Source organism: Methanobacterium alkalithermotolerans, from assembly GCF_018141185.1.
In the GTDB taxonomy this organism is placed as follows: Archaea; Methanobacteriota; Methanobacteria; order Methanobacteriales; family Methanobacteriaceae; genus Methanobacterium_F; species Methanobacterium_F alkalithermotolerans.
In genome coordinates this window covers 1,515,411-1,538,847 of sequence record NZ_CP058560.1, presented here as the reverse complement: position 1 = coordinate 1,538,847, position 23,437 = coordinate 1,515,411, and the positions used below count along the sequence as shown (strand labels likewise).

The following is a 23,437-nucleotide window of genomic DNA, read 5'->3' as shown; positions in this document are numbered from 1 at the left end:
CTAATCCAGAATTTGGAATTATATAAAAATTTAGTATTTAAAATACCTGAAAAGGTAATTAATCATTATAAATCTACAGGGCCCCTTACCGTCTTCACAATTTGATTGAAGAGCTTATCATTTATATATCTGCCTTCTTCTCTACTTTTTTTTACTTCTTCCACTATTTTACATAGTTCATCCTTTGAAACTTCAATTCCACATGCTTCCAATTTGGCCTTGACCGCCCTGCAACCGGAATGTTTGCCCAGAACTATTCGGCGATGATGGCCAATTAATTCCGGTAAAAAAGGTTCATAAGTTAGTGGTTCCTCAATCACGGCATCCACATGAATGCCGGATTCATGTCTGAAAACATTTCGACCTACAATTGGCTTATTATGAGGTACCACCATTTTGGTATGCTTTTCTACCAGACGGGAAAGTTCGTAAAAGACTTTTATATTGAATCCCAGATCCACACCATACATTATCTTAAGGGCCATTACCATTTCTTCTAAGGAAGTATTCCCTGCTCTTTCCCCAATTCCATTCATAGTAGTAGAAATAGCGTTTGCTCCAGCTAGAAGTCCAGATATGCAGTTAGAAAGGGCCATACCAAAATCATTATGGCAGTGCAATGCAATGTCTGTTTTTAAGTGGGATCTTAGCTCTTTAATTAAAAAATCCATACCCTGAGGATTAATAGCCCCCACGGTATCAGCAATATGTATACGATCCACTCCATATTCTTCTGCTTTTTTATAAATTCTTTTTAAGAAATCAAGGTCAGTACGGGTGGCATCTTCAGCTGAAAATGCAACAAATATCCCATGATCTTTGGCATATTCAATGGATTTCATACATACATTAAGTGCCTGTTCCCTGGTGAGCTTCAATTTATGTTCTAAATGCAAATCAGAAGTTCCCATAAAGGTTATTACCCCATCCACCCCGCAATCAATAGCCACATCTATATCTTCTTTTTTGGTACGGGACAAAACCAGTATTTCTGCATCCAGATTTTCATTTACTATGCTGCGCACTGAATTTTTTTCCTGTTGGGATACTACTGGAAAACCTGCTTCTATTTGATGAATTCCTAATTCATCTAATTTTTTGGCTATTTCTAATTTTTCAGGGGTCCCCAAACAAACTCCGGGAGTTTGTTCTCCATCTCTAAGAGTAGTATCGTATATAGTGATATTTTTTGGAAATTTAAGTTTAGCTTCCTTATTAAAAGGACTAACGTAATATTTCAAGTGTTTCCCACCTTAATTTTTATATTCTTTTTATAAGAATTTGATTTGAATAATAATCCAGCATTATCCTGGCGTATACATTGTTACATATTATGAAATTTAATTTAATTAATTTCCTAATTTCTTTATCAGGCACTATAAACATTATCACTGCAGTTATCTTCCGGTTGGAGTATCATAAAAGCTGTATATTTTAAAGTTTAATTAGAAAATAGGACGTTAATTAAAATTTTTTTTAATCCAGGATATTTAGTTATTTATTAGATTATATGCTTTTAAAGCTAATTTAATAATAAATTAATCTTTAAATCTTTAAACTACAAATCTAAAAGTTCAAGGTATGATTTACGCTCAAATCCTTCAGATACACCTAATTTTTCGTATATCTGGAAAATTTCATCCCTGACTTTTTCATAGTCATCTCCTTCTGGAATTTCCTTTTCAATTTCAATAAATTGGCCTAAATTATGGATGGTATCCAGGCTTATTATCATGTCCTTTAAATGGTATACTTCCCTATCTTTGGTTACTTTTTTTTCTCCCTTGAAGCCCAGGCATTCAAATATCTTGGCAGTTTTAATTGAATCCTCTACCATTACTTCCACTTCAAGCCGGGTTTTGCTTAAATCATCCATTTTCGAACCTTTATAAGTCATGTATACTTTCATGCCATCATCAGAAGGTATTTTACGAATCCGTAACGCTTCATCGGTTTTAGCAAAATCCCTATGAGGAGCATTGAAGTAAGTATCATCCTGCCGTTGTATACCTTTATTTTTAGCCCCCATACTTATCAATTTTTTTCTGATGCCTTCAAAATCGTCTATTCGGGCCTTTACTTCTACTTCTAGCACCCCATCACCTCTAATATATTTATAAAATAAAATAGCCCCTCAAAATTAGAGGCCCATTAACCTATAAGACTACCTGTTTTAGAGTCTTATTTCTTGTATTCAGTTTCTTTTTGAATAAATAACTCTAAATAAGTTTTTGAATCTTCTATTTGATCCAAATAATCCTCAATTAATCTTTCAAGAGCTTCATATGGAGCTAAAATTCTGTCTCTTTCTTCGTAGATGTTTTTTTTGGTAGATCTTTTATCTTTTTCAGTTAAATTTTTTCTAAAAAGCCCTCTTCGGGAAGGCTCTTCTTTCAAAGATTGTATTTTTTCAAGATATTCTTTGCGAATGGATCTCATATCCATGTGTAAATTAAATTTGATTTTTTCCAGTAATTTTTTATAATTTCTTAATTTTACAAGTAAAGACATGGCTTCAGCCAGTGAAGATGGTTCAATTTTCATACCATCTACGCCTACTTCTGCTATTTGTTTCTGGTAAAACTTGGGATTCATAATTATACACCCATTTATAAAATTTCAGAGGGAAATGGAATTAAGGTGCGGATTAAAGCTTTAATTATTATAACCTGGAATACAATTTGAATAATCCCCAGCTATAACTTTTATTTTTAAGTATAAACTTTTTTGTATTTGAATTAAATATTAGTACCTTAATTACTAAATTAATGTTTTAAGATTAGAAGATAAATAAAAAAAGGATGCAGGGGCAATTAATTAAAATATTTTTTACTAAGGTATACTACCTTCCTGATATCGAAATCATCAAAAACAGGATAACATTTATATAAGCATAGCCCATAACATTTTATAATAATAGTTTCATTTATTTTGTTTTAAATTATTCCCTTAAATAGAGATAATAACAGAATGATAAAAAATTAGGGACTATTAATAATTAAATCTGATATTTAAAAAAATAGAATATAACCACTACTTTTTAAGTACTGCATTAATCTAATATAAATAACAGTTTTATACATTTTATATAAATAAGATTATTCTAACTACTGGGAGGTATATTAAATTGACCGATGTGGAAATTAAAGTGGAAAACATAGTTGCCTCGGCTACTCTTGGAAAATCTATTGATCTTCCTACTGTTGCTAAAGCACTTGAAGGTGTTGATTTTAACCGCGAACAATTCCCTGGTTTGGTTTACAAACTTAAAGAACCTAAAACTGCTGCATTGATTTTTGGTTCTGGGAAATTGGTATGTACCGGGGCAAAATCTATAGACGACTCTAAATTGGCCATAAAAATTACTGTGGACCAAATGAGAACTATGGATCCGGACATTCCTGAAGAATTTGAAATAAAAATTCAAAACATAGTTGCTTCTGCTAATTTAATGAAAACTTTAAATCTGGAAGCAGTTGCATTAGGATTAGAAAATACTGAATACGAACCAGAACAGTTCCCTGGGCTAGTTTATCGTTTAGGTGAACCAAAAGTGGTTTTACTGCTCTTTGGATCAGGTAAAGTAGTATGCACTGGAGCCAAGAGCAAAGAAGATGCCAAACTAGGTGTCGCTAAAACTCGAGACCGGCTCGAAGAGCTGGATTTGATTTAATTGGTGATATTTTGATTAAACTTGTAGTTTTTGACCTTGACAACGTTATTATCGATGGTGAAGCCATAGACGAAATTGGAAAGTTAATGGGTATTCAAGACCAGATAATGGAAATAACCAAAAAGGCCATGGAAGGCGACATGGACTTTGAAACCTCAATAAAAGAGAGAGTTAAACTTCTTAAAGGTGCTAAAATAGATGAAATTTCTGCTTTAGCAGATAAAATGCCCCTGATGAACGGTGCAGAGAAGGCTATAAAAGATCTAAAGAAAAAAGGCTATAAACTGGCCATAATATCTGGAAGCTTTGAAGAGATAGCTAACCCTATTAAAGAAAAGCTGGGTATGGATTATGCATTCTCCAATGTATTGCACGAAGAAGAAGGTATTCTAACCGGCGAAGTAAGTGGTCCTCTGGTAGAAGGATCTAAATATGATGTTTTATGCCAGATAATTGAAGAGGAAGGGCTTACTCTCGAAGAATGTGCTGCAGTTGGTGATGGTGCAAATGATATTTCCATGATTAAAGCGGCGAAATTAGGAATAGCATTTAATGCAAAGCCTGCTTTAGTAGAAATAGCAGATGTTTCCATTGAGAATCAGGATCTTGGCGAATTAGTTCCTCTACTGGAAAAATCCAATGCTGATGAAAAAGAAAAAGCAATTTCATCAATCATGGAAGGTAGTATGGATAATGCCATAGAAAAAAAGGATGAGTATGAAAAAGTTCTTTCTAATATCTCCGAAGAAAGAGATAAACTTAACCAAAAGGCTAAGAAGCAAAGAGAAATTCGAGATGAATTAAATGCTAGCCTTAAAGAAAATCTCAATGTTGCCATCGAATTTAGAGATAAAAGAAACAAGATAAACGAAGAAGTTGAGAAAAATAAAAAACTTCGGGATAATGCTAACAACGAACTCAAAAAGATGGAATGGACTTCTGGAAGAAAGGAAAGATTTAAAATCGAAAATGAAATAAAGAAAATCGATAAGATAATCGAAACCCGTGTCCTGGATATAAAGAAAGAAAATCAACTTGTAAAAGATGCTAATGAACTCAGGAAAAAGTTAATGGCACTTCAAGAAGATGAAAAAGTTCAAGAAGAAGCTCAGGAACTTAAAAAAGTATCTGAAGAATATCATGCAAAAGTGGTTGAACTTTCAGAGCAGGCACAGGAATTCCACGAAAAAATGCTGGAATATTTCCGTAAAACAGATGAAATAAGGACTAATGCCGATGAATCCCACAAAAAATTTGTTGAATATAAAAACCAGGCCTCCCAAAAGCATGAGGAGTTTAAATCCGTCCTGGGGGACATTCACAAAATTAATAAAAAGTTGGGTGGCATAAAATCACGAAGAAGAGATATGGAAAGCAGGACTTCCCGGAAGAAAAATCAGGAAGAAAAGGAAAGAGCCGAAGAAATTTATCGCAAATTCAAAGAAGGTAAAAAACTATCTACTGATGAGTTATTACTTCTACAAAAACACGACGTTTTCTAATATTTGCGATTTTTTTGAGGTTTAAAAACCTCTTCCCCATTTATTCCATATATTTTTAATTAGATAATGGTGTGTTTATGGAAAAAGATAATTCTAAATCTAAAACATCTAAATCTGATGAAAAAGAAAAGAAAATCGAAACGTGTTATACTTGCAATGAAAAATTCGACATTAGTGCAGATGATTTTAGTCACTACCATTATGGTAAATATCCCATGTGTGACTACTGCAGCCAGTTTTACGGATTTTATAAATAGCTCTATTTCGTGAATTAGGTTTTAGTAGCAGAATAGAGTAATAAAATAAAGTATATTATTTAATAATTTTATTATTTATGGGGCTTATTTTTAAATAACATCAATCATATTCAGTTATATAAATTAGGAAAATTTTGTGTGATATTATGCATGAGGTCATTATCTGTGAGAAGCCCAAGTCCTCTGAGAAAATAGCTCAAGCTTTATCTCCCCATGCGGAGAAAAAAACTTATAAAAAAGTAGCATACTGGGAATTTGAGGAAGAAGGGAAAAAGACCACCGTTTTATCTGCTGTGGGACACCTGTATTCTTTAAAGCCATTAAATTCGAAAAATGAACATTTTTTTGATTTGGAATGGATCCCACTTTATGATATAGATAAAAAAAAATCTTATGTTAAAGATTACGTAAATGCTATTAAAAAATTCGGAAAAGGTGCAGATATATTCATTCATGCCTGTGATTATGATATAGAAGGTACTTTAATTGGTTATAATGCCTTAAAATATATTTGTGGCGATAAAAGTGTGGAAAATGCCCTTAGAATGAAATTTTCGACTCTGACTAAAGAAGATGTTCTTAATGCTTATCACAAACCCATAGATTTAGATTTTAATCAGGTGGATAGTGGAATCGCCCGGCATGTACTGGACTTTATTTTTGGGGTGAATATTTCCAAAGCATTGATGAAATCTGTGCGTGAATCCACATCACGTTTTATTAAGTTATCAGCAGGGAGAGTGCAAACTCCTACTTTATCCATACTGGTAGATCGCGAAAAAGAGATCCGTGAATTTGTACCGGTTCCTTACTGGATGATAAAGGCCCTTTTAGAAGAAGGCATAGTTGCAGATAATAAAAAAGGAAAGATATGGGATAAAAAAGAAGCAGAAGCAGTTCTTAGTAATTGCAAAGGTAATGATGCTGTGGTGGACCATATAAAATTGCTCAACACTACTAAAAAACCACCGTTTCCATTTGATTTAGGGAGTTTACAGTCAGAAGCTTACGGAGTTTTTGGATTTAGTCCTAAGAGAACTCAGCAAATAGCTCAAAATCTTTACACTGAAGGTTATACTTCCTACCCCCGTACATCATCTCAAAAATTGCCTAAAAGTATTGGATATGAGGGCATATTAGAAAAGCTTTCTAAAGATTCTGCCTTTAAAAAACAAATTAAAAAACTTCCCACCCCTTTAAAACCTAATGAAGGTAAAAAAAAGGACGAAGCTCACCCTTCTATTCACCCTACTGGAGTATTGCCAAAAAAATTAAGTACTGATGACCGTAAACTTTATGAACTTATCGTTTATCGATTTATAAGCGTTTTTGGAGAAGATGCAACTTTAGAAACCATGAAAACCGAACTTAAAATTGGTGAAGAAGATTTTCTATTCCGTAGAAAACGTATTTCATATATGGGGTGGTTAGAACATTATCCTTTCCGTAAAGTGGAAAATGATGAGTTTCCAGATATCAAAAAAGGTGATCGGCTTAAAGTAAAAAAAATACGGTCTGAAGAAAAAGAAACCAAACCTCCTGCCCGTTATAACGAAGCATCATTAATAAGAGAACTGGAAAAAAGAGGTCTGGGTACAAAATCTACCCGGGCAGACATAATAGCCATTTTATATGATAGAAAGTACATCTATGGAAAACAAATTACGGTGAACCAGTTAGGTGAAAATATCATTGATACTCTTCGGGAGTATTCCCCCCAGATTACCAGTGAAGAATTAACCCGGCAATTCGAAAATGAGTTGCAGGAAATAATGGCGGCAGAAATTACCAAAGAAAAGGTGATTGATGATGCTAAAAAAGAAGTAATTTCTATTCTGGAGGATGTGGAAAAAAGTAAGCTGAAGATAGGTCAAAAGATTTACGATGCTTATCAGGAAAGCCGCATTGTGGGGGAATGTAAGTGTAAGGGAAATCTGGTACTAAAATACTCCCCCCGAAATAAAAGTACCTTTGTAGGATGTTCTAATTACCCGGACTGTAAAGCTACCTACTCTTTACCTCGAGGTGCCAGTGTTTTAAAGACAACATGTGAAAAGTGCAGTCTTCCTTTAATTTCGTTTGGTAAACCCCGCCAAAGAGCCTGTTTAGATCCTAAATGTGGCCAGGATGGTAAGGAAACCAAACCAGAAGTAGTAGGTAAGTGTCCAGAATGTGGTAAACAATTACTTAAGCGTTCTGGAAGATATGGGGAGTTCATAGGATGTAGTGGTTTTCCTAAATGTCGTTTTACCCAGTCACTTGAAGAAAAAGAGGCCAATAAATCCGGATAGAAAATATATAATTAGAATTTTTTAGTAATAAATCCAGATTTTTTTCTTATTTCTTCTTTAATCGAATTATTTTTCTTTTTTACTCTTATTTTTTTATCAAATATTCCCCATTATCACCTCCTTTAAAAAATTGAGGATTAATTTTTTTTAAATAAAGTCTAAACTAATAATTGAAAAATAATGATAATAGTTAAATAGATGTAAATATGAATTTAAATCGAATATAAGAAAAATTGTAATAGGTACTTATATAGAGGAGGTTCTATGAACTTTAAAGATAATTTATCCAAACTTAAACCTGTTATCATAATTCTTTTGCTTTTTTCGGTTGTATTTGTCCTTCGAGCAGAGGCTTACAACATTTCAGGAGTCCCTGATGAGTCAAAAGATTTTTACAAAGATGATACGGGTCTTCCCTATTTTAGTGAAATGGATTCATATTATAATTACCGTTTAACCGAAAATTTCATTGAAAATGGAATTATTGGAGATACCACAAAAAATGGAGAGGCTTGGGATCTCCATTCTTACTATCCTCCTGGGCGAGAGGTAGCTTATCCGCCGCTTATAATTTATTTGACAGCGGCATTTTATTATCTGGCAAATATATTTGCAACCGTGCCCCTTACTGTGGTGGCCTTTTGGACCGGGTCTTTAATAGCATCACTTTGTGTAATACCGGCCTACTTTTTGGTGCGTAAAATCAGTAATGATTATGGAGGCATAGCTGCGGGAATTTTAGTAGCCACTGCTCCTACTTATTTTTCCCATACTTTTGCCGGTTTCTTTGATACCGATATGTTTACCATACTGCTACCCTTACTGGTGATATGGTTTTTAGTAGAGAGTATACTGGCACCTAACCTTAAAAAGCAGGTTATTTTTGGAGTTTTGTCAGCCTTGAGTCTTCTGTTGTTCTCCCTGGCCTGGGTAGGTTATATATTCTATCTGGTGCTGGTGGTGATTTTTGTAATTGCCTACTTCTTAATTTCAAGATATATAATTAAAATTAATCAGAAGGCTATTTCCGAATATCCAGACAAATTGAAATGGTTCCTGGATCAAAAAGAACTGGTTTCCTTAGCCACATTGTTAATAGTGGGTGTTTTTATGGTGGGAATATTCAATGGTTTTTCCTCCATCATAAACTCCTTACTGGAATTAGCAGGTGCCACTCAAATCCAGACCCTGGTACAAAGTACTGCCTATCCCAATATTTACGTATCAGTTTCTGAATTACAGGTGCCTTCTTTTATTACCCTGGCTGGTGGTGCAGGTGGTGTTTTATTACCCAACCAGGCCTCGATGGTAGGGGGCGTGGGGGGTCTTTTAGTATTCCTTTGTGGAATTGGAGGATTGGTAACTCTCATATTAAAAATGAGAATGAATTCTAGCTCCAGGTCAGCTAAAAAATCAAAAAAGAAACTTCCTAAATCTAAAAGAAAAAATAGATATTCTGAAAACAAAGAAGAAGTTCCGGTTAAAAAGGATACTGTGGCTTTATCACCCCAGCAAGTATTGAAAATAAAAAGAGAGTCGCTTTTATATTTAGTTTTATTATCAATATGGGTATTGATGACTGCTTATGCTTCAACTAAAGGTTTCAGGTTTGTGGCAGAATTTTCAGTCCCGATAGCTCTTAGTGCTGGAATTTTCGTAGGCTATGCAGTGGAATATATTCGGGATAATCTCACCAGTTCCAGTACCCTGGCTCTGGTTGCATTCATTGCCGGTGCCTTAATTGCCTTCCCCTTAGGATTAAATGCCATTATTATCCTGGTTATAGGATTAATATTAGGTGGTGTGGTTTACCTGGTTAAAAAACCAAATTTAAGAGCAACCATAGTTATGATTCTGGTACTTCTGGCAGTTATTTCCGCACCAATAGCCGGAGCTTATGTTATAGCTTCTTCAGTAGTGCCTGGAACCGATGATGGTATGTTTAATTCCATGGAATGGATTAACAATAACACCTCTGAAAATACAGTTATCACCTCCTGGTGGGACTTTGGTCACCTTTTTGCTGCAGTAGCTGAACGGCCCGTTACCTTTGATGGAGGATCTCAAAACAGTCCCCGGGCATACTGGGTTGGAAAAGCTATGTTAACCAGCAATGAAACTCTTTCTGCAGGTATATTCAAAATGTTAGCCACCAGTGGTGACGATGCTTACCTGACTCTGGATAACTATACCAATGATTCAGGTAAAAGTGCGGAAATACTAACCCAAACTCTGGGAGTGGATAGAGAATCAGCTTTAGAGATAATGACCACCGAATATAATTTAACAGGGGAACAATCAAGGGATGTTTTACAATATTCTCATCCAGAAAATCCTTCACCATCTGTATTTGTAGCCAGTGCAGACATGTTAGGTAAATCAGGATGGTGGGCTTACTTTGGAAGCTGGGACTTTAATAAAAATGAAGGAACCAGATCAAGTTACTTCCCTGCCATGGCAACTTCTCAACCACAACAGGTTAATAACACTACCGTTATCCAGACTCTCAATACCATGGCTGGTGATACCATGGTAGGTGTAATTGTACAGGAATCTGCTGATGAGGTTAATGCTACCATTGCCGTAGGAGAAAATGAAACATTCCAGGCCATTAATCCCCACAAATTAATAATTATCCAGGGCAATCAGATTCTTAAAAATGAAATTGTGGATAGCGAAAGTGAGTTGAGTCTGGTGGTTATTGGAGAAAAAGGGTCTTACACCACCATTATAATGGATAAAGCCCTGGAGGACTCCATGTTTACCAAACTATTCCTGATGGGTGGTTTCAACCAGACTTCCTTTGAATTCATCCATCAAGAACCAGGAGTGGTGCTATGGAGACCGGTGTAAAATAGTTTTTTGAAAATGGTAGGAAGGTTAAAGGGGGAGGGCTTTTGTCTCTACCCCGAAATTTTTTTTTAAATTTAAATATTAATTTTTAAATAATTAGAAGGAAACATAACCGGATATAATTCAATTAAAAATAGAATATGCCAATTATTCGGGAAATACTCCCCAGCAATTAAAAATAGAATATAAGCTGTTTTCTTAAAATATCACTATACTTAAAAAACGGATTCTTTTTAAAATTTATAACTTATTTCAAAGCTAATAGCTAATCTAGATGAGAGAATAATAGAGAGGAGAATACTTAATATCTTTTTGCCATTTTTACCCGAAATATGTCTGTGGCACTGACCATGCCAATAATTTCATCTTTTTCTTCTACCAGAAGCCTCCAAACCACATGATTGACCATTTGATGAGCAGCCTCTTTCACCGTTGCTGATGGCGATATGGTTACCAAATCCCTTTCCATTACTTCCCATGCCTTGACTTCACTTAAATCATCACCCTGGGCAATGGCCTCCAGTACATCCCAGGTGGTTACAATTCCCGACTTCATACCTTCTTTGGTTACCACAAAGCTACCCTTTCCATCCTCTACTGCATTCTTAAGGACTTCTTCCAGGCTTTCATTTTCATCTATGGTATCCATATTGGTTATCATCACATCCCGCACAATCATATTATCGCCTCAAATAAATTATTATATTTATCCCTATAAAAATATTACATTGAATGAATAGGAAAAGATTAATAATAGTCTTTAATAAACATATTGTTGTATATTAGATAATATTTAATCTATTTTTATGTTTCAGGCTATTTTCAGTGAGTTTTATGGACATTGACGAAAAAATAAAGAAAATTGAGGATGAGATTCAAAAAACGCCTTATAACAAGGCTACATCCCACCACATAGGCAAATTAAAGGCCAAGATGGCTAAACTAAAGGAAGAATCATTGCAGAGGAAGGGTTCCTCAGGTAAAGGAAAAGGATTTCATGTTAAAAAAGCAGGAGATTCCACCGTAGTTCTGGTAGGTTTTCCTTCAGTTGGTAAATCCACTTTATTAAATGAAATTACCAATGCTGAATCAAAGGTAGGGTCCTATCAGTTCACCACACTGGATATTATTCCAGGAGTCATGGAATACAAAGGTGCACAAATTCAAATTTTTGATATACCTGGAATAATCACCGGGGCTGCGGGAGGTAAAGGAAGGGGCCGGGAAATTTTATCAGTATCCCGTAATGCCGATCTAATTATTATTGTAATGGATGTTTTCAATCCCAATCACCTGGACATAATATTAAAAGAACTACGAGACGTGGGAATACGTCCTAATGAAAATCCACCTGATGTTACTATTAAAAGAAAGAAGTTAGGTGGAGTGCATGTATCTGCTACAACCGAACTGACTCATTTAGATGAAAAGACCATCCGTTCCATTATCAATGAATATGGAATGCATAATGCAGATGTTCTAATTAGAGATGATGTTAACATAGATCAATTTATTGATGCCCTGGAATCCAACCGTACTTACATACCTGCACTGGTGGTTTTAAATAAAATAGATCTGGTTGATGAAGGTTATCTCCAGGAGATAAAAGAGAAATTCCCTGATGCCATTCTTATTTCTGCCAACCAGAAAATGAATATAGAAAATCTTAAAGAAGAAATATTCCATCATTTAAATTTAATAAGAGTATACATGAAGCCCCAGGGGCAGAAAACAGATTATGAAGAACCGCTTATTATAAAATCAGGGTCTTCAGTTATAGATGTTTGTAGTAAATTGCATAGAGATTTTGTAAAAAAATTTCGCCATGCCAAGGTATGGGGAGAATCTGTTAAATTTGAAGGTCAAAAAGTGGGACCGGATCATGTACTTTTGGATGAAGATGTGCTACGAATTATAATAAAAAAATGATTTTTATGGTAGGGGAGTTCCCCCTATTATTATTTCCTAAATTTCATGGTGTCAAAGCACCAGAATAATTATAAAAAAAAAGTGGTGTTAAAATGAAATTAGATGATATAACCATATCCAAAGCTATTGTAGAAGAATTCATGAATGATTTCATTGATTATATGGATATAGATGTAGCCATAGGCGGAGGAGGTCCTGCCGGAATTACAGCAGGTTATTATTTAGCCAAAGCCGGACTAAAAGTTGCTTTATTTGAAAGAAAGCTCTCCGTAGGTGGTGGAATGTGGGGGGGAGGAATGATGTTCAATAAGATAGTAGTCCAGGATGAAGGAAAACGAATACTGGATGAATTTGGCATTAAATCCCATAACTATGAAGATAATTATCATGTTTCAGATTCTGTAGAAACAGTATCCACCCTTTGTTCTAAAGCCTGCCAGGCGGGACTTAAAGTTTTTAATTTGATGAGTATCGAAGATGTGATGATACGTGGGGATAATGTAGAAGGGCTGGTTTTAAACTGGAGTTCTGTTGAAATGGGAGGATTACATGTGGATCCCCTTACCATTCGTTCCAAAGCAGTAATAGATGCTACCGGCCACCCTTGTGAGATAGTTAAAGTGGTACAGGATAAAATGGGTGCTAAATTAAATACCGAAACCGGAAAGATAATGGGTGAAAAACCTATGTGGGCCGATGTAGGGGAGCCATCCATATTAGAGAATACGAAAGAAGTTTACCCGGGATTGTATGTAACTGGAATGTCATGTAATGCAGTTTACGGTGCTCCCCGGATGGGACCAATATTTGGAGGCATGCTCCTTTCAGGAGAGAAAATTGCCCATATGTTGATTGAAAAACTTAAATAGATTAATAAATTATCTTAATATTTTTTTCTTAGGTGACAATCCCCCTGAAATTAATGGTAAAATGAAAGGCAACAGTCAGCAAAAAGTAGTTTTTATTACTGGAACACCAGGTGTAGGTAAAAGTACAGTTTCGTCTTTACTACAAAAAAAATTATCTGCTTATTTAATCAGTATTAATGAACTTGCTAGAGAAAAAGGATTATTTCAGGGCGAAGAACCAGATAAAGGATATAAAATAGTAGACTTACCTGCTTTATGTAAGGAATTAACTTCTAAAATATCCAATAAAGAAGGCATGATACTGGTAGATGGCCATTTAAGTCATTATTGTCCAAGAACTGATCTGGTAATTGTATTAAGATTGGATCCTGATTTTTTAGAACAAAGACTGAAAAAAAGAGGATATAGCCCCTTAAAAATTCATGAAAATCTGGAAGCCGAAGCCCTGGGTGTTTGTTTAATAGAATCATATGAACTGCATCCAGATAAGGTTCAAGAGATTGATAGCACAAAATTATCTTTAGAAGAAGTAACAGATGAAATAATTAAAATCATCAATAAGGAGATATATTATCCTCCCGGTAAAGTGGACTATCTGCACTGGATGGTAAAAAAATAATTATTATATAATATTAAAATATAATTATGATAAGAATCTAGTTTTTGCCTTTTAATATTAAATTATGGAAAAGGTTTTTAAATAGATAAATACAAACCAGTTATAATATTCTTCTTGTACCTAAGTCCTAGATTAAATTTATGAATATCTTTTTAATCAGGTTAATTCTGGTCAATTAGAAAGATCAGAATGAATTTTCTGATATATAAATTGTATTGTCTAATAAAAGAGGTTCGACCTTGAGTAGAGGAAGAAGGCCAAAATGGATGATTGAATTAGGTAAAGAACGAATAGACATCCTCTTTAATTTGGCAGAAAAAGAATTCTCCCAGCATCCAGAAAGATCGCATCGTTATGTTAAACTGGCCCGGAATATATCAACGAAATATAATATTAAAATGTCACTGGAGTGGCGGCGTAGATTTTGTAAAAGTTGTTATAAATTCCTTAAACCAGGGCAAAATAGTGTAATAAGACTTTCTAATGGTGAAATACATTTCAAATGTTTAGAATGTGGAAAACTGATGCGATTGCCATATATAAATGAGAAAAAGCAAAAAAGGAGAAATAAGATTGAGTCTTACCTTGTCAAAAAAAGAGTTAATGAATAGATCCCTTTCAGCCCTGACCATTAATATTGGAAAGGCAGGGATAAATGATAATGTTATAGAAGAAATCAAAAGACAGCTTAAGGCCAAAGAAATGGTAAAGCTGAAATTTGCTAAAAACATATCTTCAGAAAAAGAAAATTATATTACCCAAATAGTGGAAAAATCAAATTCCAAGCTCATAGATTTAAGAGGAAACGTTGCGGTAATATTTAAGAAAAAACGTTAATTAGGAGGCCAAATATGAGTACAGTTTATGATGTGCCTGCAGATTTACTTATAAATCAAGTTGCAAAAGAATTAAGCCAAGAAAAAAAAGTTAACCCCCCTGAATGGGCTAACTTTGTAAAAACAGGTGTGCACAAAGAACGTCGGCCAGAAAACAATGACTGGTGGTATGTTAGAAGTGCTGCTATCCTTAGAAGAGTTTATATAGATGGACCCGTAGGTGTAAACAGCCTGAGAACCCAGTATGGTGGTAAAAAAGATTTAGGTTCCAGCCCTGAAAAGTTTAGAAGGGGAAGTGGAGCCATAATTCGAGGGGCTCTACACCAGTTAGAAGATGCTGGATTCGTTGAAAAAGTGGAAGGCGGTAGAGTAGTCACTTCTAAAGGCAGGTCTTTTTTGGATAAAACATCAGTCCTGGTAAAAAAAGAAGTTCCTGAACTGGCTAAATATTAAGCTGATAAATCAACATTTTTATCATTTGACCCGGAGGCTAAATATTGAGCGACTTAGAAGAAATACGTCGTAAAAGAATGCAGGAATTGCAGCAGCAATCTGCGAATGCTGAAAGCCAGGAACAAGCACGTCAAGAAATGGAAATGCAGAAAAAGCAGGTTTTGATGCAGATACTTACTCCTGAAGCTCGCAGCAGGTTAGCCAATCTTAGATTAACCAAACCTGAATTTGTAGATCAAATAGAAGTTCAATTAATTCAGCTAGCCCAGATGGGTAGGGTTCAATCTAAAATCGATGACAATCAATTGAAAGAGTTATTAAAAAAGGTTTCAGGACCTAAAAGAGAGATCAATATAACTCGAAGATAAATCACTAAAATGAAAGCAGGTATATTATACAGTGGAGGTAAGGACAGTTCCTTAATGGCCGTAATTCTTAATCGAATGGGTTTAAAAGTGGAACTGGTGACTTTAAACTTTGGAATCTATCCCTCCTGGAAACCAGCATTTGAATCGGCTTCTCTTTTGGGTTTTAAACATAGAGTTATGGACGCAGAATATAAAACACTTGAAAAAGCAGTTAAAATTATAAAAGAAGATGGGTTTCCTAATAATGGCATAAATCTGATACATAAAGCTGCTTTAGAGTTGCTAGCTGAAGAGTATGTTATCATTGGAGATGGTACCCGTCGAGACGATAAAATCCCTAAAATTCAATCAAGTGAAATAAGAAGCTTCGAAGATAGGAAACAGGTGGAGTATATCAATTTGAAGGGTTTTGGATATCGAACCATTGATAGACTTTCATCTAATCTTTTTGAATTTAAAAAAGAAAAAAGCAGCCTGGAAAATAATTCAGACTATGAAATAGAAGTACGGTGTCTACTGGATCAGATCCATGGTAAAGGAACTTCCCATAGTATATTTCCCCTCCACTATCAAACCAGAGTTATGGGATGGAAAAAGTAAATCTTCAGGTCATGCTGATTTGTCCTTTAAAATTTAAATGTTGATTAAAATTTACTGGTGGAAAAAAAATGAGTAGAAATAAACCATTAGCTAAAAAATTAAGACTTGCTAAAGCAAATAAACAAAATAGAAAGGTTCCTATGTGGACCATGCTTAAGACTAACCGTAAAGTGCGAACTCATCCTAAAATGAGGCACTGGAGAAGGAATAGTTTAAAGGTATAGGAGAGGTTCATATGGAAAGAGTTTACATTATACCGCTTAGAAAAGTTAAAAACGTTCCCCGGACCATTAGAAGTCCTAAAGCAGTACGTTTAGTTAAAGAATTCATACAGAAGCATATGAAAGCTGAAGAAGTAAAAATAGATGCTTCTGTAAATGAAAAAATATGGGAAAGAGGAATTCAAAAAGTTCCCCCAAAAATTAAAGTTAAAGCAACTAAAGAAGAAGACGGCATTGTTGAAGTGACCCTGGTTGAATAACTTAAATCGGTGAAGCATGATTAAGAGAATCAATCTCAATGGAAACCCCAATCTAGGAGTTTATTTATCAGTGACTGATGAAGTTGCTCTGGTACCCCTGCATATTTCCGATGTAGTGCTCAATACCATAAAAGAAGCATTGGAAATAGAAGTTCTTCAAACTTCCATTGGTGGAAGCAGCCTTGCAGGCGCACTCACTGCAGGCAATTCTCAGGGTTTCCTGGTTTCTCCATATACCATGGATAGAGAAATAATGGCACTGAGAAATGCAGGGATTGAAGTGGAAAAAATTCCAGATAAGTACACCGCCTTAGGAAATATTATGATAGTAAATGATAACGGTGCCCTGGTTAGTCCTCTTCTATCTGATAAATCATTAGAATTGATTAATACGTTTCTAGAGGTTGATGCTCAAAGAGCCACAATAGCAGGATTCGACATTGTAGGATCTGTGGCTACAGCAACTAATAAAGGCGCATTATTACATCCCCATACATCTCCTGAAGATTTAAAATTAGTAGAAGAAGTTCTAAAAGTTCCTGCTGATGTGGGAACCGTTAATAAGGGAGTGAGTTTGGTAGGGGCGTGTTCTATTGCCAACTCAAATGGAGTAATAGTAAGTGAAAATACTACTGGTCCTGAAATGGCAAGAATTGAAGAAGCATTTGGCTTTCTTGAGGGATATTTATGAAAACAAAGATATTTAAGATTCAAGGCAAGTTTTTGATGGGAGAAAAATTAAAACATTTCACCAAGGAACTTAAAGCCATAAAAGAAGAAGACATTTACGAAAAGATTTATTCTGAATTTGGAAGTAAGCACCATATTAGCAGAGAACAAATCCAAATCGAAGAAATAGAAGAAATTTCTCTAGAAGAAGCGCAGGATCCTATGATTAAAGCTATGTCCAACGGGTGATTTTATGGAAGACCAGCAGCGTTTAGAGGAAATTGCAAATGAACTAAATATGTACCAGAGTCAGGCTGAATTTTTGCAGCAGCAGATTGAATCAGTTAAAGCATCTCTTAATGAGCTAGAAATTTTAGAGAATACTTTAAAAAGTATTAAAGATGGGGAAGAATTGGAAGCTCTGGTCCCGGTCGGTGCTGGTTCTTTTGTTAGTGCAGAATTAAAAAACACTGATGAGATAGTTATGAGTGTGGGTGCAGGTGTAGCTATAAAAAAGAAATTTGAAGACGCTTCACAAACCATTACCACCCAAAAAGAGGACTTAAGCAAAGCTATGAATCAAATGGTGGAAAACCTGCAAAAGATTTCTGAAGTTATTGCTACATTATCTCCTCAAGCTGAGGAACTTATGCAAAAAGTAAGGGGAAGTGAACAGTAATTGTTCAATGCTCTTAAAAAAAAGTTCAATAGCACGGTAGGTAAGCTTACTGATAAAGTTTCCAGGGAAGCAGAATCAGAAGGCTTAAAAAATGAAGATAAACCTTCAGAACAATCGGCAACTTTAAGTAGGGAAAATAAGATTGAAAAAATTTCTTCTGTAGAAGATGACTTGAAAGAAGTTGAAGCAGAAGAAAAATCTAAACTCCCACCTTCAGAAAAGGAAAAAGAAGTAAAATCCGAATCTAAATCTTTCTTTTCACGTTTTAAATCAAAAGAATCTATTCAGAAAGATGAAAAAGAAGTTGAATCTGTAAAACCCACCACTCAGGATAAATCTATTGAAGAAGAAGAGTTGGATGGCGATAAATCCAGCATTTTTTCCTTTATTCGAGAAAAGACCTTATCTGAAAAAGATGTGGAAGACATTTTGTGGGAACTTGAAATGTCTTTATTAGAGAGTGATGTAGCTTTAGAAGTTGCAGAAACAATAATTAGCTCTGTTAAAAATGATTTAGTGGGTAAAAAAATAAAAAGAAGTAGTGATGTTGAAGATTATACCCGCCAGGCCCTGAAAAATGCTATTTCTACTATTTTAGATGTGGAAAGTATAAACATTGAGCATCTTATTAATAAAAAGAAAGCTCAGGGGGAACCATTAATCATTATGTTTGTGGGAATTAATGGTACCGGCAAAACCACTACCATTGCCAAGGTATCTACTTATTTTATTAAGAAAGGATACACTCCGGTAATTGCTGCTTCGGATACATTCCGTGCAGGGGCCATAGAACAAATTACCCATCACGCTGAAACCATTGGGATTAAAATAATTAAGCACAAGAAAGGTGCTGATCCAGCAGCAGTAGCTTTCGATGCAGTTTCACATGCTAAAGCCCAGAAAAAAGATTTAGTGCTGATTGATACTGCAGGGAGAATGCAAACTAATATTAATCTGATGGATGAAATGGCTAAAATAAAAAGGGTGTCCCGACCAGATTTAATAATATTTGTGGGAGATTCCCTTACCGGTAATGATGCAGTAGCACAGGCCATGAAGTTCAATGATACCGTAAATCTGGATGGTATAATTCTAACCAAAGCCGAAGCCGATGCTAAAGGTGGTGCGGCACTGTCTATTGGTTATGTGATACAAAAGCCAATTTTATTTTTAGGTACCGGTCAATCTTATGATGATTTAATTGAATTCAGACCAGACTGGATGGTTGATCAATTAATTTAGCTATTTTTAATTATTTTTTCTAAATTCCTTAATTAATCATAAAATTTTAGAGAGGGCAGGAAATTTACATTCTCTTAAAAATTCTTTTCTTACCTTATTTTAATCCACCGAAGACCCCATAATTATAATATTTCCATAGCACATCTACCTTTTTAAATCCACATTCTTTAAGCCATTCTATATGGCACCTCATTTCCACCGGTTTATCTTCCTGACGATACACAGGTAACCATTTATTTTCGATTTCTTCTTCAGAATAATTTTTAGCCATGAATTCTTTCCATTTTTCCAGATAAAGATTCTGCAAATAATCTGTAGATCCTAAAACCACATCGGCATTATAAAAAGCTCCTCCTCTTACCAGAGATTGATATATAACCTTATAAAAATCAATTTTAGCCTGGTTATTTTCCAGGTGATGCAGGGCCAGTGAAGAAATAATAACTTGGTATTCCTCTTCAATTTTTAAGTTCTGGAAGTCAGATAATACATACGAAATATCAGAATATTTTGAAAGTTTATTTTTAGCCATGTGAATCATTTTTTCTGCCATATCAACACAGGTTATATGGGCCTGGGGAAATCTTTCTTTCACCTTTTTAGAAATATTTCCCGTACCGCATCCCAGATCCAGAACTTTAATATCATATTCAGGGGCAAAGGGAATGGATAATATTAAAGCATCAATCATTTCATGGTAATGGGGAATTAGAGTTAATATGAGCTTATCATATTCCTCAGCTTCGTCATCAAAATGTTTTTTAATTTTTTCCAGGGAATTTTCAGAAGATTGCATTGAAATCACATTGAATTAAGGTCTTAAAAGATATTTAAATTATAATTTTACTACTCTAATATTTTTTTAAATAGAAAAAATATTATGTTAGGACTCATTAAAAAAAATACATATTAAGAAATGTAGTTTTCTTAAGAATTTTATAAATATCTATATATCTGAATTTCTATGGCCCACCACGTCCTGATTGTAGAGGATGAAGCTATTACAGCAATTGATATTAAAAAAAAGCTAGAATACTGGGGATACCAGATTACGGGCATAGCCCATAGTGGAAAAGAAGCCCTGAAATTAACCCGAGAATTACATCCAGACATTATTTTAATGGATATTGTTTTAAGAGGAGATATGGATGGTATAGAAACTTCAAAACAGATAAAAAACCAGTTTGATATTCCCATTATTTATTTAACTGCTCATTCTGAAGACAAAGTAATGGAAAAAGCAAAGTACACCGAACCTTATGGTTACCTCATAAAACCACTGGATGATCAGGAATTGCGCTTTGCATTAGAATCTGCAATTTACAAACACCAGCTGGACAAGAAATTGAAGAAGGTTAACCGGGCATTGCGGATGATAAGTGATTGTAATCAGGCCATTGTACGTATCAGTAATCAGGATATTCTTCTAAATAAATTATGCCATTTAATCGTTGATGAAGGAGGCTATAAGCTGGCCTGGGTAGGTATGGCTAATTATGATGAATTTAAATCCGTAAAACCCATAGCCCAGTACGGTTTTAATGAAGGATACCTTGATTCTTTAAAGGTTAGCTGGGGGGACAATAAATATGGACAAAGCCCTATTGGAAAATCTATAAGAAATTCAAAAATATTTTTATCCCGTAACATACCTGAAGACCCTGATTTTATACCCTGGAGAGAAAGAGCAGTTAAAAGAGGATATAACTCCTCAGCAGCCCTGCCTCTTTTTGTTGATGATGCTGTAATAGGATCATTGAATATTTATTCAGATGAAGTTGATGCATTTGATTCCGAAGAATTAGAACTATTAAATGAACTGGCAGGAGACATTTCATTCTATTTAGAGTCTCAGAAGATTAAAAAAGAGAGATATGATTTTTTTAATGAATTAAAAAATAATGAAAAAAGGCTTAAAAAAATAATAGATTCTGCTCCCTTTGGTGCTCATAGTTACGAAATAATAAATGAGGATTTAATATTTATCGGATATAATAATGCTGCAGACCAAATATTAAAAATTGACCACCAACCCCTCCTCCATCTTCCTATACAAGATGCTTTCCCGGGATTAACTGGTACCCGGTTGCCAGAAATATATTATAACATAGCTCTTGAAGGTGGAGAATACCAGGAAGAACGTTTTGAATATGAAGAAAGAGACATTATAGGGATATTTGATATTAATGTGGTTCATACTGGCAAGAATAAAGCCGCGGTTTTTTTCAAAGACATAACTGAATCCAGAAAAACTCAAATGGCCCTGGAAGAAAGTGAAAAAAAGTACCGGAATTTCGTAGAAACCGCCCATGAAGGAATATGGTCCATGGATAAAAATTTCGTGACTACCTTTGTTAATCCACAAATGGCAGATATGTTAGGTTACAAGGCGGAAGAAATGATAGGCAGGAACGTGACCAGTTTTATGTTTAAAGATGAACTGGAAGACCATGATAGTTTAATGGAAAATAGATTAAAGGGTTTCTCTGATAGGTATCAAAGAAAGTTCCGAAAAAAAGATGGTAGTACTTTATGGAGTATTGTTTCAGCTACTGCGTTACTTGATGATGAAAATAATTTTAATGGTTCCTTTGCTATGGTAACTGACATCAGTTATCAGAAAGAATATGAAGAAAAAATGATATCTGCTTTAGAAGAAAAAGAATTGCTGCTTAGTGAGATACATCATCGGGTAAAAAATAATATGCAAATTATAATTAGCTTATTAAATCTTCAAAATCCCCACTTAAAAGATGATAAAGACCGTGAATTATTTATTGAAAGTCAAAATCGGGTTAAGTCACTGGCACTAATCCATGAAAAACTTTATCGTTCCAAAGACCTGGCTAGAATTGATTTTGCAGAATATATAAGAGATCTGGTTTATTATTTATTTTATACTTATATCTCTAATCCAGAAAGTATAAAATTAAATTTTATTCTGGAAAAACTAAATTTAAATATCGAAACCGGTATTCCCTGCGGAATAATAATCAATGAACTGGTGACCAACTCCTTAAAACATGCCTTCCCCTCTAAAAGAAAGGGTTTAATAACAATTGAATTGTACCAAGAAAAAGAAGATTATGTTCTCATAATCCGTGATAATGGAATAGGTTTTCCTGAAGATATATATTTTAGAAATACAAAGACCCTGGGTATGCGTCTGGTTATTAACCTGGTAAATCAGATTAATGGTAAAATTTACATGGATCAAAATAGTGGAACTGAATTTAAAATTATTTTTAAAGAATTGGTTTATCAAAAAAGGGTTTGATTCTAAAAAATTAGTGAGATACTTAAAGATCTCTGTCACAAAGCAGCTGGCCCCCCAAGCCAACATCTTCTGCTTCTACTTCCCGGATAATAATGGTTATGGCATTCTCAGGAAGTTTCATTATTTCACTTGAAACCTTAGTTATAACTTTTACAAGTTCTCTTTTTTGTTTTCGAGATAATTTATTACTATCAATATGAATAACCGGCATTTTATCACCCTTCATTTTTAATTATTTTACTATAATTTATTAATATTATCATATAAATTTACTTAACACAATTCTAATATATATTAAAATGGTGGTTTTAATGAGTGTAATTGCAGTTTTAATTGATAATTTATTTGAAGACGTTGAGTACATCAAGCCTGCATCTGCTTTTAAAAATAAAGGGCATGATCTGGTTCATATTGGTATTAATAAAGGTACTATGGTTAAAGGAAAAAAAGATACATCAGTTCTTATTGACCAGGATATAGAACAAACCCATGTTGAAGATTTTGATGCACTTCTGATACCAGGTGGTTTCTCTCCAGATATTTTGCGAGTAAATGAAAATGTAGTAAAATTTACCCGGGAATTTGTAGAAAGTGGTAAGCCGGTATTTGCTATCTGCCATGCCCCACAGCTTTTGATAACAGCAAAAGTTCTAAAAGACCGTAAGATAACCGGATGGAAATCAATAAAACAGGATATAATAAATGCAGGTGCAGAATATCTTGACCAGGAAGTTGTAGAAGATGCTAACATCATATCCAGTAGATATCCGGGTGATATCCCTGAATTTATAAAAGCCACACTTAAAAAACTTAAAACCCCTTAACCAAATCAAACTGTC

At 34.5% G+C, this 23,437-nt stretch carries 27 protein-coding genes; 21 read left to right on the top strand and 6 right to left on the bottom strand.

What is annotated here, in order from left to right; genetic code table 11:
- Positions 1-65: 65 nt before the first annotated feature.
- From HYG87_RS07565 to HYG87_RS07555, 3 genes are all read right to left on the bottom strand, one after another.
- Positions 66-1,241 carry a homocitrate synthase family protein gene (locus HYG87_RS07565; protein ID WP_211532583.1) on the bottom strand — a complete coding sequence of 392 codons (1,176 nt, stop codon included), beginning with the start codon at positions 1,239-1,241 and terminating at the stop codon, positions 66-68.
- Positions 1,242-1,558: 317 nt separating this feature from the next.
- On the bottom strand, positions 1,559-2,095 hold the full coding sequence (gene cyaB / locus HYG87_RS07560) for a class IV adenylate cyclase (protein ID WP_211532582.1): 537 nt from the start codon (positions 2,093-2,095) through the stop codon (positions 1,559-1,561).
- 86 nt (positions 2,096-2,181) lie between these two features.
- Positions 2,182-2,595, bottom strand: a complete 414-nt coding sequence (locus tag HYG87_RS07555; protein WP_211532581.1) for a hypothetical protein — start codon at positions 2,593-2,595, stop codon at positions 2,182-2,184.
- Positions 2,596-3,127: 532 nt separating this feature from the next.
- Between HYG87_RS07555 and HYG87_RS07550 the strand changes: the two genes are divergently transcribed.
- The 5 genes from HYG87_RS07550 (at position 3,128) to HYG87_RS07530 (ending at position 10,576) form a co-directional block, all read left to right on the top strand.
- A complete protein-coding gene (locus HYG87_RS07550; protein WP_211532580.1) occupies positions 3,128-3,673 on the top strand; it encodes a TATA-box-binding protein in 546 nt (181 codons plus the stop codon).
- 11 nt (positions 3,674-3,684) lie between these two features.
- Positions 3,685-5,175, top strand: coding sequence for a phosphoserine phosphatase SerB (gene serB / locus HYG87_RS07545; protein WP_211532579.1), 1,491 nt, complete (start codon positions 3,685-3,687; stop codon positions 5,173-5,175).
- Between the two features lie 77 nt (positions 5,176-5,252).
- The gene (locus HYG87_RS07540; protein WP_211532578.1) at positions 5,253-5,432 is read left to right on the top strand and encodes a hypothetical protein; all 180 of its coding nucleotides are present in this window, start codon (positions 5,253-5,255) and stop codon (positions 5,430-5,432) included.
- A gap of 146 nt (positions 5,433-5,578) precedes the next feature.
- Positions 5,579-7,723 (top strand): DNA topoisomerase I, encoded by a 2,145-nt coding sequence (topA, locus tag HYG87_RS07535; RefSeq protein WP_211532577.1) that lies wholly within the window; start codon positions 5,579-5,581, stop codon positions 7,721-7,723.
- A 264-nt stretch (positions 7,724-7,987) separates the two neighbouring features.
- On the top strand, positions 7,988-10,576 hold the full coding sequence (locus HYG87_RS07530) for an STT3 domain-containing protein (protein WP_211532576.1): 2,589 nt from the start codon (positions 7,988-7,990) through the stop codon (positions 10,574-10,576).
- Positions 10,577-10,877: 301 nt separating this feature from the next.
- Here the strand turns inward: HYG87_RS07530 and HYG87_RS07525 are convergent, their stop codons facing one another.
- Entirely contained in the window at positions 10,878-11,255 is a 378-nt protein-coding gene (locus tag HYG87_RS07525) for a CBS domain-containing protein (protein ID WP_211532575.1), read from the bottom strand.
- A 155-nt stretch (positions 11,256-11,410) separates the two neighbouring features.
- On the opposite strand from HYG87_RS07525, the gene HYG87_RS07520 reads away from it, so the two are divergent.
- From HYG87_RS07520 to ftsY, 14 genes are all read left to right on the top strand, one after another.
- Positions 11,411-12,505, top strand: coding sequence for an OBG GTPase family GTP-binding protein (locus HYG87_RS07520; RefSeq protein ID WP_211532574.1), 1,095 nt, complete (start codon positions 11,411-11,413; stop codon positions 12,503-12,505).
- Positions 12,506-12,597: 92 nt separating this feature from the next.
- Positions 12,598-13,374, top strand: coding sequence for a sulfide-dependent adenosine diphosphate thiazole synthase (locus HYG87_RS07515; RefSeq protein ID WP_211532573.1), 777 nt, complete (start codon positions 12,598-12,600; stop codon positions 13,372-13,374).
- Between the two features lie 61 nt (positions 13,375-13,435).
- Positions 13,436-13,993: an adenylate kinase family protein gene (locus tag HYG87_RS07510; protein WP_211532572.1), complete on the top strand. Its 558-nt coding sequence runs from the start codon at positions 13,436-13,438 to the stop codon at positions 13,991-13,993.
- A gap of 239 nt (positions 13,994-14,232) precedes the next feature.
- Positions 14,233-14,604: a ribonuclease P protein component 4 gene (locus tag HYG87_RS07505; protein WP_211532571.1), complete on the top strand. Its 372-nt coding sequence runs from the start codon at positions 14,233-14,235 to the stop codon at positions 14,602-14,604.
- Complete coding sequence (locus HYG87_RS07500) at positions 14,537-14,830, top strand: YhbY family RNA-binding protein (protein ID WP_211532570.1); 294 nt, start codon at positions 14,537-14,539, stop codon at positions 14,828-14,830. The genes HYG87_RS07505 and HYG87_RS07500 overlap by 68 nt, the downstream gene beginning before the upstream one ends.
- A gap of 14 nt (positions 14,831-14,844) precedes the next feature.
- On the top strand, positions 14,845-15,282 hold the full coding sequence (locus HYG87_RS07495) for a 30S ribosomal protein S19e (protein WP_211532569.1): 438 nt from the start codon (positions 14,845-14,847) through the stop codon (positions 15,280-15,282).
- Between the two features lie 44 nt (positions 15,283-15,326).
- Entirely contained in the window at positions 15,327-15,650 is a 324-nt protein-coding gene (locus HYG87_RS07490) for a DNA-binding protein (RefSeq protein WP_211532568.1), read from the top strand.
- Positions 15,651-15,659: 9 nt separating this feature from the next.
- Complete coding sequence (locus HYG87_RS07485) at positions 15,660-16,250, top strand: DUF7411 family protein (protein WP_211532567.1); 591 nt, start codon at positions 15,660-15,662, stop codon at positions 16,248-16,250.
- Positions 16,251-16,318: 68 nt separating this feature from the next.
- Positions 16,319-16,474, top strand: a complete 156-nt coding sequence (locus HYG87_RS07480) for a 50S ribosomal protein L39e (protein ID WP_211532566.1) — start codon at positions 16,319-16,321, stop codon at positions 16,472-16,474.
- Between the two features lie 11 nt (positions 16,475-16,485).
- Positions 16,486-16,731, top strand: a complete 246-nt coding sequence (locus HYG87_RS07475; RefSeq protein ID WP_211532565.1) for a 50S ribosomal protein L31e — start codon at positions 16,486-16,488, stop codon at positions 16,729-16,731.
- A gap of 16 nt (positions 16,732-16,747) precedes the next feature.
- A complete protein-coding gene (locus HYG87_RS07470; protein WP_211532564.1) occupies positions 16,748-17,422 on the top strand; it encodes a translation initiation factor IF-6 in 675 nt (224 codons plus the stop codon).
- On the top strand, positions 17,419-17,649 hold the full coding sequence (gene rpl18a / locus HYG87_RS07465) for a 50S ribosomal protein L18Ae (RefSeq protein WP_211532563.1): 231 nt from the start codon (positions 17,419-17,421) through the stop codon (positions 17,647-17,649). The genes HYG87_RS07470 and rpl18a overlap by 4 nt, the downstream gene beginning before the upstream one ends.
- Positions 17,650-17,653: 4 nt before the next feature.
- Positions 17,654-18,079, top strand: coding sequence for a prefoldin subunit alpha (pfdA, locus tag HYG87_RS07460; RefSeq protein WP_211532562.1), 426 nt, complete (start codon positions 17,654-17,656; stop codon positions 18,077-18,079).
- On the top strand, positions 18,080-19,321 hold the full coding sequence (gene ftsY / locus HYG87_RS07455; protein WP_211532561.1) for a signal recognition particle-docking protein FtsY: 1,242 nt from the start codon (positions 18,080-18,082) through the stop codon (positions 19,319-19,321).
- A gap of 94 nt (positions 19,322-19,415) precedes the next feature.
- Here ftsY and HYG87_RS07450 read toward each other — a convergent pair whose 3' ends face one another.
- The gene (locus HYG87_RS07450) at positions 19,416-20,117 is read right to left on the bottom strand and encodes a class I SAM-dependent methyltransferase (protein ID WP_249164828.1); all 702 of its coding nucleotides are present in this window, start codon (positions 20,115-20,117) and stop codon (positions 19,416-19,418) included.
- Between the two features lie 168 nt (positions 20,118-20,285).
- On the opposite strand from HYG87_RS07450, the gene HYG87_RS07445 reads away from it, so the two are divergent.
- On the top strand, positions 20,286-22,598 hold the full coding sequence (locus tag HYG87_RS07445; protein ID WP_211532560.1) for a PAS domain S-box protein: 2,313 nt from the start codon (positions 20,286-20,288) through the stop codon (positions 22,596-22,598).
- Positions 22,599-22,620: 22 nt separating this feature from the next.
- On the opposite strand, the gene dmpI is transcribed toward HYG87_RS07445, so the two are convergent.
- Positions 22,621-22,809, bottom strand: coding sequence for a 4-oxalocrotonate tautomerase DmpI (gene dmpI, locus HYG87_RS07440; protein WP_211532559.1), 189 nt, complete (start codon positions 22,807-22,809; stop codon positions 22,621-22,623).
- A gap of 100 nt (positions 22,810-22,909) precedes the next feature.
- On the opposite strand from dmpI, the gene HYG87_RS07435 reads away from it, so the two are divergent.
- A complete protein-coding gene (locus HYG87_RS07435) occupies positions 22,910-23,422 on the top strand; it encodes a type 1 glutamine amidotransferase domain-containing protein (protein WP_211532558.1) in 513 nt (170 codons plus the stop codon).
- The last annotated feature ends 15 nt before the right edge of the window (positions 23,423-23,437 follow it).